Annotated in this window: 5 protein-coding genes; 1 reads left to right on the top strand and 4 read right to left on the bottom strand. The window is 71.2% G+C overall.

Features of this window, described 5'->3' with window-relative positions:
- Positions 1 to 85 precede the first annotated feature (85 nt).
- The 4 genes from ACGFYV_RS22955 to ACGFYV_RS22970 all read right to left on the bottom strand — a co-directional run bounded on the left by ACGFYV_RS22955 (position 86) and on the right by ACGFYV_RS22970 (position 5,020).
- The gene (locus ACGFYV_RS22955) at positions 86 to 1,300 is read right to left on the bottom strand and encodes an MFS transporter (RefSeq protein WP_393880286.1); all 1,215 of its coding nucleotides are present in this window, start codon (positions 1,298 to 1,300) and stop codon (positions 86 to 88) included.
- Between the two features lie 100 nt (positions 1,301 to 1,400).
- Positions 1,401 to 2,450 (bottom strand): endonuclease/exonuclease/phosphatase family protein, encoded by a 1,050-nt coding sequence (locus ACGFYV_RS22960; RefSeq protein ID WP_393880287.1) that lies wholly within the window; start codon positions 2,448 to 2,450, stop codon positions 1,401 to 1,403.
- A 283-nt stretch (positions 2,451 to 2,733) separates the two neighbouring features.
- Positions 2,734 to 3,357, bottom strand: coding sequence for a TetR/AcrR family transcriptional regulator (locus ACGFYV_RS22965; protein WP_393880288.1), 624 nt, complete (start codon positions 3,355 to 3,357; stop codon positions 2,734 to 2,736).
- Positions 3,358 to 3,433: 76 nt separating this feature from the next.
- Positions 3,434 to 5,020 carry an MFS transporter gene (locus tag ACGFYV_RS22970; protein WP_393880289.1) on the bottom strand — a complete coding sequence of 529 codons (1,587 nt, stop codon included), beginning with the start codon at positions 5,018 to 5,020 and terminating at the stop codon, positions 3,434 to 3,436.
- 222 nt (positions 5,021 to 5,242) lie between these two features.
- On the opposite strand from ACGFYV_RS22970, the gene panB reads away from it, so the two are divergent.
- A complete protein-coding gene (gene panB / locus ACGFYV_RS22975) occupies positions 5,243 to 6,109 on the top strand; it encodes a 3-methyl-2-oxobutanoate hydroxymethyltransferase (RefSeq protein ID WP_393880290.1) in 867 nt (288 codons plus the stop codon).
- Positions 6,110 to 6,272 lie beyond the last annotated feature (163 nt).

The raw sequence follows: 6,272 nt of genomic DNA on the forward strand, positions 1-6,272 counted from the left end.
GCCGGCGCCTCTCAGTGTGCAGCGCGGGGCCTCTCAGTGGTGCAGCACGCCGGCGCCTCTCGGTGGTGCGGCGTGCCCGCGTCTCTCAGTGGTGCAGCGCGCCGGACTCCTCGGGTACGTGCGCGGCGACCACCCGGCCGGCGTGTACCGGCGCCCGGCGCACGTCCACCGCGTACGCCACGGCGGCGACCGCGAGTCCGAGGACCGCGAGGGCGGCCCCGGCCAGCGCGGGGGACGTGGCGCCGAAGCCGGCCGCCAGGGCGAGGCCGCCGATCCAGGCACCGCCGGCGTTGGCCAGGTTGAAGGCGGCCTGGTTGGCGGAGGAGGCGAGGGAGGGGGCGCTGGAGGCCTTCTCCATGACCATCAGCTGGAGCGGGGAGCCGGTGACGAAGGCGGCCGTGCCGAGGAGGGTCACGGCGAGGGCCGCGCTCCATTCGGCGCGCATCAGGACGGGGAAGAGGAGCAGGACGACACCCACTGCGGCCAGTCCGCCGAACAGCGTGCCGCGCATCGCGTGGTCGGCGAGGCGGCCGCCCAGCAGGTTGCCCGCCGTCGCGCCGACGCCGAACAGGGCGAGCAGCACCGTCACGCTGCCCTCGGCGAAACCGGCGGAGTCCGTCAGCATCGGGGTGATGTAGCTGTAGGCCGCGAACAGGGCGCCGAAGCCGGCCACGGTCGTCCCCAGGGCGAGCCACACCGGCAGCGAGCGCAGTGCGGCCAGTTCGCCGCGCAGGCCCGTGGTGGGGGCGGTGGCGCGGTCGTGCGGGATCAGGAGGGCGAGCGCGGCGATGGCGGCGACGCCGATCGCGCTCACGCCGAGGAACGTCGCCCGCCAGCCGAGGTGCTGGCCGGTCAGGGTGGCGACGGGGACGCCCGCGACGTTGGCGACGGTCAGGCCGAGGAACATCAGGGAGACCGAGCGGGCCTTGCGCTCCGGCGGGACCATCGCGGTGGCGACGACCGCGCCCACGCCGAAGAAGGCACCGTGGGGCAGGCCGCTGAGGAAGCGGGCGGCGAGGAGGGAGTCGTAGCCGGGGGCCAGGGCCGAGAGGGCGTTGCCGACGACGAACAGGACCATCAGGCCGATCAGGACCGTGCGGCGGGGCAGCCGCGCGGTCAGGGCGGCCAGCAGCGGGGCGCCGATGACGACGCCCAGCGCGTACGCCGACACCAGGTGTCCGGCGGTGGGGATGGATACGCCCAGGTCGTCCGCGACGTCGGGCAGCAGGCCCATCATCACGAACTCGGTCGTTCCGATACCGAAAGCGCCGACGGCCAGGGCGAGCAGGGCCAGAGGCATGAAGGGCCTGTGCCTTTCGAGGGAAGCAGGGAGGGCGGAGTTCCGTCCACTCTATGTTCAGACGCGGAACAAACTCTCCCAGGCCCAGTATTCCGGCCGGTTAAGAGGACGTGTCCACCTTCACACGAGCAGCCACCGGCAAGTGGTCGCTGTCGGTGCGCGGCAGGGTCCAGGAGCTCTCCGGCTCGACGCCCTTGACCATGATCTGGTCGATCCTCGCCATCGGGAACGACGCCGGCCAGCTGAACCCGAAGCCGCTTCCCGCGGCCCCCTGCGTGGAACGCAGCTGCGAGGTGACCGCGTTGAGCGAGCGGTCGTTCATCGTACCGTTCAGGTCGCCGAGCAGGACGACCCGCCGCAGCGTCTCGTCGGCGATCGCCTCGCCGAGCGCGTCGGCGCTCTTGTCGCGCTGCCGCGCGGTGAACCCGGCCTCCATCTTCACCCGCACCGAGGGCATGTGGGCGACGTACACCGCGACGGGCCCCTCGGGGGTGTCGACGCTCGCGCGCATCGCGCGCTGCCAGCCGAGCTTGATGTCGACGGCGTGCACGCCCGCCATCGGGTACTTGCTCCACAGGCCGACGGTGCCGACGACCGCGTGGTGGGGGTACGTCGTCCCGAGCGCCTTCTCGTACACCGGGACGGCGGACGCGGGCAGTTCCTCCAGGGCGAGCACGTCGGCGCCGGAGGAGGCGACGTCCTGGGCGGTCGCGGCCGGGTCGGGGTTGTCGGCGTTGACGTTGTGGGTGGCGACCATGAGGTCGCCGCCGCTGCCCGTCTTGTCGGTGAGCAGCCCGCCGAAGAGGTTCAGCCACACGATCGCCGGGAGGAGGACCGCGATCAGCGCGGGCGCGGACCTGCGCAGCACGCCGAGCACCAGCAGCACCGGGACGGCCAGCCCCAGCCAGGGCAGGAAGGTCTCCGTGAGGCTGCCGAGGTTGCCGATCCGGTTGGGGATGCGCGAGTGCAGCAGCATCACCAGGGCGAGGAGCAGGGCCAGCGCCGCGAGGACCCGGCCCCGGCGCCAGATCCGCGGATCGCCGCGCCAGCGGGACAGAACGCGGTGCGACAGGCGCCGAAGCCGGGATCCACGTCGCTCGGGCCCCGAGCCGTCGCCGTCCGTCTCCGTCACGTACGCCTGCTGCGCCATACCGTCTGCCTCACTGCCCGCTGTGCACTCCGCCGTCCCCCGGTGTCCGACCCTAGGGGATGAACGGCTCCGTTCCGCCGTCCCATGACGGCCGTACGGAAGACGATGACGAACAAGGCGGGGCGGGGAGTTCCGAGCACCGCGCCGGGCGGGGAGTCTGTGACGAAACATGCACATCAGCGCCACCGGACCGTCGAGTTCCGCCCCGCGGTCCGGTCAGGCGGGTGCCTGCGTCAGGGGGGCACCCCGTAAGGCGGGTGCCTCCGCCGGGCGGGTGACCCCGTCAGGCCGGCGGGCCGGGCCGCAGGCCCGCGAGGACCGCGTCGACGATCTCCTCGGACAGGTCCTCGGGCAGGTCGGCGTCGGGGCGCATCACGGAGCGGACGAGCATGGGGCCCGTGAACATGTCGCTGGCCAGCTCCAGGTCGACGTCCGCCCGCAGTTCGCCGCTCCGCTGCCCCCGCTCCAGGACCTCCAGGGTCTGGGCGCGCCGGGGAGCTATGACGCAGGTGTGGTAGGCGGACCAGACCTTGGGGCTGCTCTTCATCTGGGCGTAGACGTTGTGCAGGATCGCCGACGAGCGGCTGGCCAGGCCGCGCCGGCGCAGCGACTCCAGCAGGACGACGAGGTCGTCGCGCATGGAGGTGCCGGGCAGGACCGGGTCGGGGGGTTCGGCGGCGCGCATGACGTCGACGAACAGTTCCTCCTTGCCGCTCCAGCGGCGGTAGATGGTGGCCTTGCCGACTCCGGCCGTGCGCGCGACGCGCTCGATGGACAGCTCGGCGAGCGGTACGCCGTCCTCCAGGAGCTTCATCACGCCTTCCACGATGGCGTGTTCCACGGCCTCGCTGCGGGGCCGTCCCCTGGCGGGGCCGTCCGGGCGCGGCCGGCTTTCGGCAAGGCTCACGATGGTCCGTCCTCTCGGTGTGCTGCGGGAATTGTCCCGCAGCGGCCTCCTTCCCCCGTCCCGGCGTCCACGGCTCTCAGTCGGCCGCGACCACCAACTCCTGTTCCTTCGTGTCCTTCTGACCCGCCGCCGGCCTGCCCGGCAGGAAGAGGGCCGTGACGACGGCGCCGACGAGCGCGACGCCCGTACCGCACAGGGCGGTGACGTGCATGGCGTGCAGGAAGGCGTCGTTCGCGGGGGTGACGAGGCCCTGACCGCGCGGGCCGAGCTTGGCGGCGACGCCGAGGGTGGCCTCGATGGACTCGCCGGCCGTGTCGCGCAGGGCGGGCGGCAGCAGGCCGAGCTTGCCCTCGATGCCGTTGCGGTACGCGGTGGAGAGCACCGAGCCGAGGACGGCGATGCCGAGGGCGCCGCCGACCTGGCGGAAGGTGTTGCTGAGCGCGGAGGCCGAACCGGCCTTCTCGCGCGGCAGGGCCTGCATGATGACGACGGAGGTCGGCGTCATGATGTGCGCCATGCCGGTGCCCATGAGGAAGAAGACGACCTCGATCAGCCAGATCGGCGTGTCGGCCTCGAAACCGGCGAACGCGGCCAGGGTGGCGGCGACCAGCACCAGGCCCGCCGTGGTGGTGGCCTTGTTGCCGAACCGGTCGACCAGCAGCCGGGCGCGCGGCGCGAAGATCATCTGCGCGGCGGCCAGCGGCAGCATCATCAGACCGGCCTGCAGCGGCGAGTAGCCGCGCACGCTCTGGATGTAGAAGACGCCGAAGAACGTGACGCCCATCAGCGCGAAGAAGACGAGCGCGATGGCGCTCATGGCGGACGAGAAGACCTTGTTCCTGAAGTAGCTGACGTCCAGGGACGGGTGGTCGCTGCGCTTCTCGAAGACGACGAAGGCGGTCAGGACGACGAGTCCGGCGACGATGGTCGCCAGCACCTTGCCGTCGGTGAAGTCGGCCAGCTCGCCGCCCTTGATGATGCCGTAGACGAGCAGGACCAGGCCGACCACGGACAGGACGACGCCGACCGGGTCGAGGCGGCCGGGGTTCGGGTCGCGCGAGTCGGGCACCAGCCACAGCATCAGCGCGATGGCGACGATCACGATCGGGACGTTGACCAGGAAGACCGAGCCCCACCAGAAGTGGTCCAGCAGCGCGCCGCCGGTGATCGGGCCGATGGCGATGGCGAGGCCGACGCCGCCCGCCCAGATGCCGATGGCCTTGGGCTGCTCCTCGCGCTCGAAGACGTTCATGAGGACGGCGAGGGTGGCGGGCATGACGAAGGCGGCGCCGAGGGCCATGAGGGCGCGGTAGGTGATCAGCTCCCCCGGTGTGCCGGACTCGGCGGCCAGGGCGGACCCGATGCCGAACACGAGCAGGCCGCCGATCAGGATCTTCTTGCGGCCCAGTCGGTCACCGATGAGACCGGCGGTGAAGAGCAGGCCGGCGAAGACGAGGGTGTAGGCGTTGATCGCCCACTCGATCTCGCTCTGCGTGGCGCCGATGCCTGTGGGCGCCGGGGTGGAGATCGTCTTGATGGCGACGTTCAGGATCGAGTTGTCGAGCACCACGATGAGCAGGCTCAGCATCAGCACGCCGAGGATCGCCCAGCGGCGCCGGTGCACGGCTTCCGGTATTCGGGAGGCAGGGACGGACGTTGTCATGTGTTCGATCGTACGATCATTCCAATACGGCACCGTCTCGTATCTGAATACTTTTACCGACTGCTTACACGGAGGGGCCGCTTCCGCACGTCCGGGCGGCCGTTCGGGTGGTCCGGCGGATCACAGGGGTCCCCCCTGGCCCTCTCCGGTACGAAGTGCCACCATGGAACCGGTCCGGGGACGCCGTCAGGGTGCCTCGAGATGACTGAAGGAGCCGTTGTCATGACGCAGCTTTCGGCTGCCCAGAACAAGCCTTCCGACGGCAGCACGACGCTGTACGGGGGGAAGGGCACCCGCCGCATCACCGTCCGCGACATCGCCCTCGCCAAGGAACGCGGCGAGAAGTGGCCCATGCTCACGGCCTACGACGCGATGACCGCGTCCGTCTTCGACGAGGCCGGGATCCCGGTGATCCTCGTCGGCGACTCGGCGGGCAACTGCCACCTCGGGTACGAGACCACGGTGCCCGTCACCCTCGACGAGATGACCATGCTGTCGGCGGCCGTCGTCCGCGGCACGCGGCGCTCCCTCGTCGTCGGCGACCTGCCCTTCGGCTCCTACCAGGAGGGCCCGGTGCAGGCGCTGCGCTCGGCGACCCGGCTGGTGAAGGACGCCGGGGTCGGCGCGGTCAAGCTGGAGGGCGGCGAGCGCTCGCACGAGCAGATCCGGCTGCTGGTGGAGGCCGGGATCCCGGTCATGGCCCACATCGGGCTGACCCCGCAGTCCGTGAACGCGATGGGCTACCGCGTGCAGGGGCGGGGCGAGGAGGCGGCCCAGCAGCTGCTGCGGGACGCGAAGGCCGTGCAGGACGCGGGCGCGTTCGCGGTGGTGCTTGAGCTGGTTCCGGCGGAGCTGGCGGCCGAGGTCACGCGCGTGCTGCAGATCCCGACGGTCGGCATCGGCGCGGGACCCGAGACGGACGCGCAGGTGCTCGTGTGGACCGACATGCTCGGGCTGACGCAGGGCCGGGTCCCGAAGTTCGTGAAGAAGTACGCGAACCTGCGTGAGGTCATGGGCGACGCGGTGAAGGAGTTCGCACAGGACGTGATCGACGGGACGTTCCCGCTGGAGGAGCACTCCGTCCACTAGAGCCATCGCGGCAACACCCCGGGCAGCCCGCCGACCGTCCCCCGTCGGTGGGCTGCCTGCTTTTTGCGCCTAACTGATCGTTTCAGAATGAGTTGCGCTGCGGGTCTTGTGCTCGACGATCTTGGTCGGCAGGGTGTCCGGAGTGCGTGCTGATCTTGTTCCT

The organism is Streptomyces sp. NPDC048297 (assembly GCF_043201585.1).
Classification (GTDB): Bacteria; Actinomycetota; Actinomycetes; order Streptomycetales; family Streptomycetaceae; genus Streptomyces.

Bases quoted from the DNA above. Each gene is read 5' to 3' on its own strand.
- ACGFYV_RS22955 (WP_393880286.1), bottom strand. From the start codon at position 1,300: ATGCCTCTGGCCCTGCTCGCCCTGGCCGTCGGCGCTTTCGGTATCGGA.
- ACGFYV_RS22960 (WP_393880287.1), bottom strand. From the start codon at position 2,450: ATGGCGCAGCAGGCGTACGTGACGGAGACGGACGGCGACGGCTCGGGG.
- ACGFYV_RS22970 (WP_393880289.1), bottom strand. From the start codon at position 5,020: ATGACAACGTCCGTCCCTGCCTCCCGAATACCGGAAGCCGTGCACCGG.
- panB (WP_393880290.1), top strand. From the start codon at position 5,243: ATGACGCAGCTTTCGGCTGCCCAGAACAAGCCTTCCGACGGCAGCACG.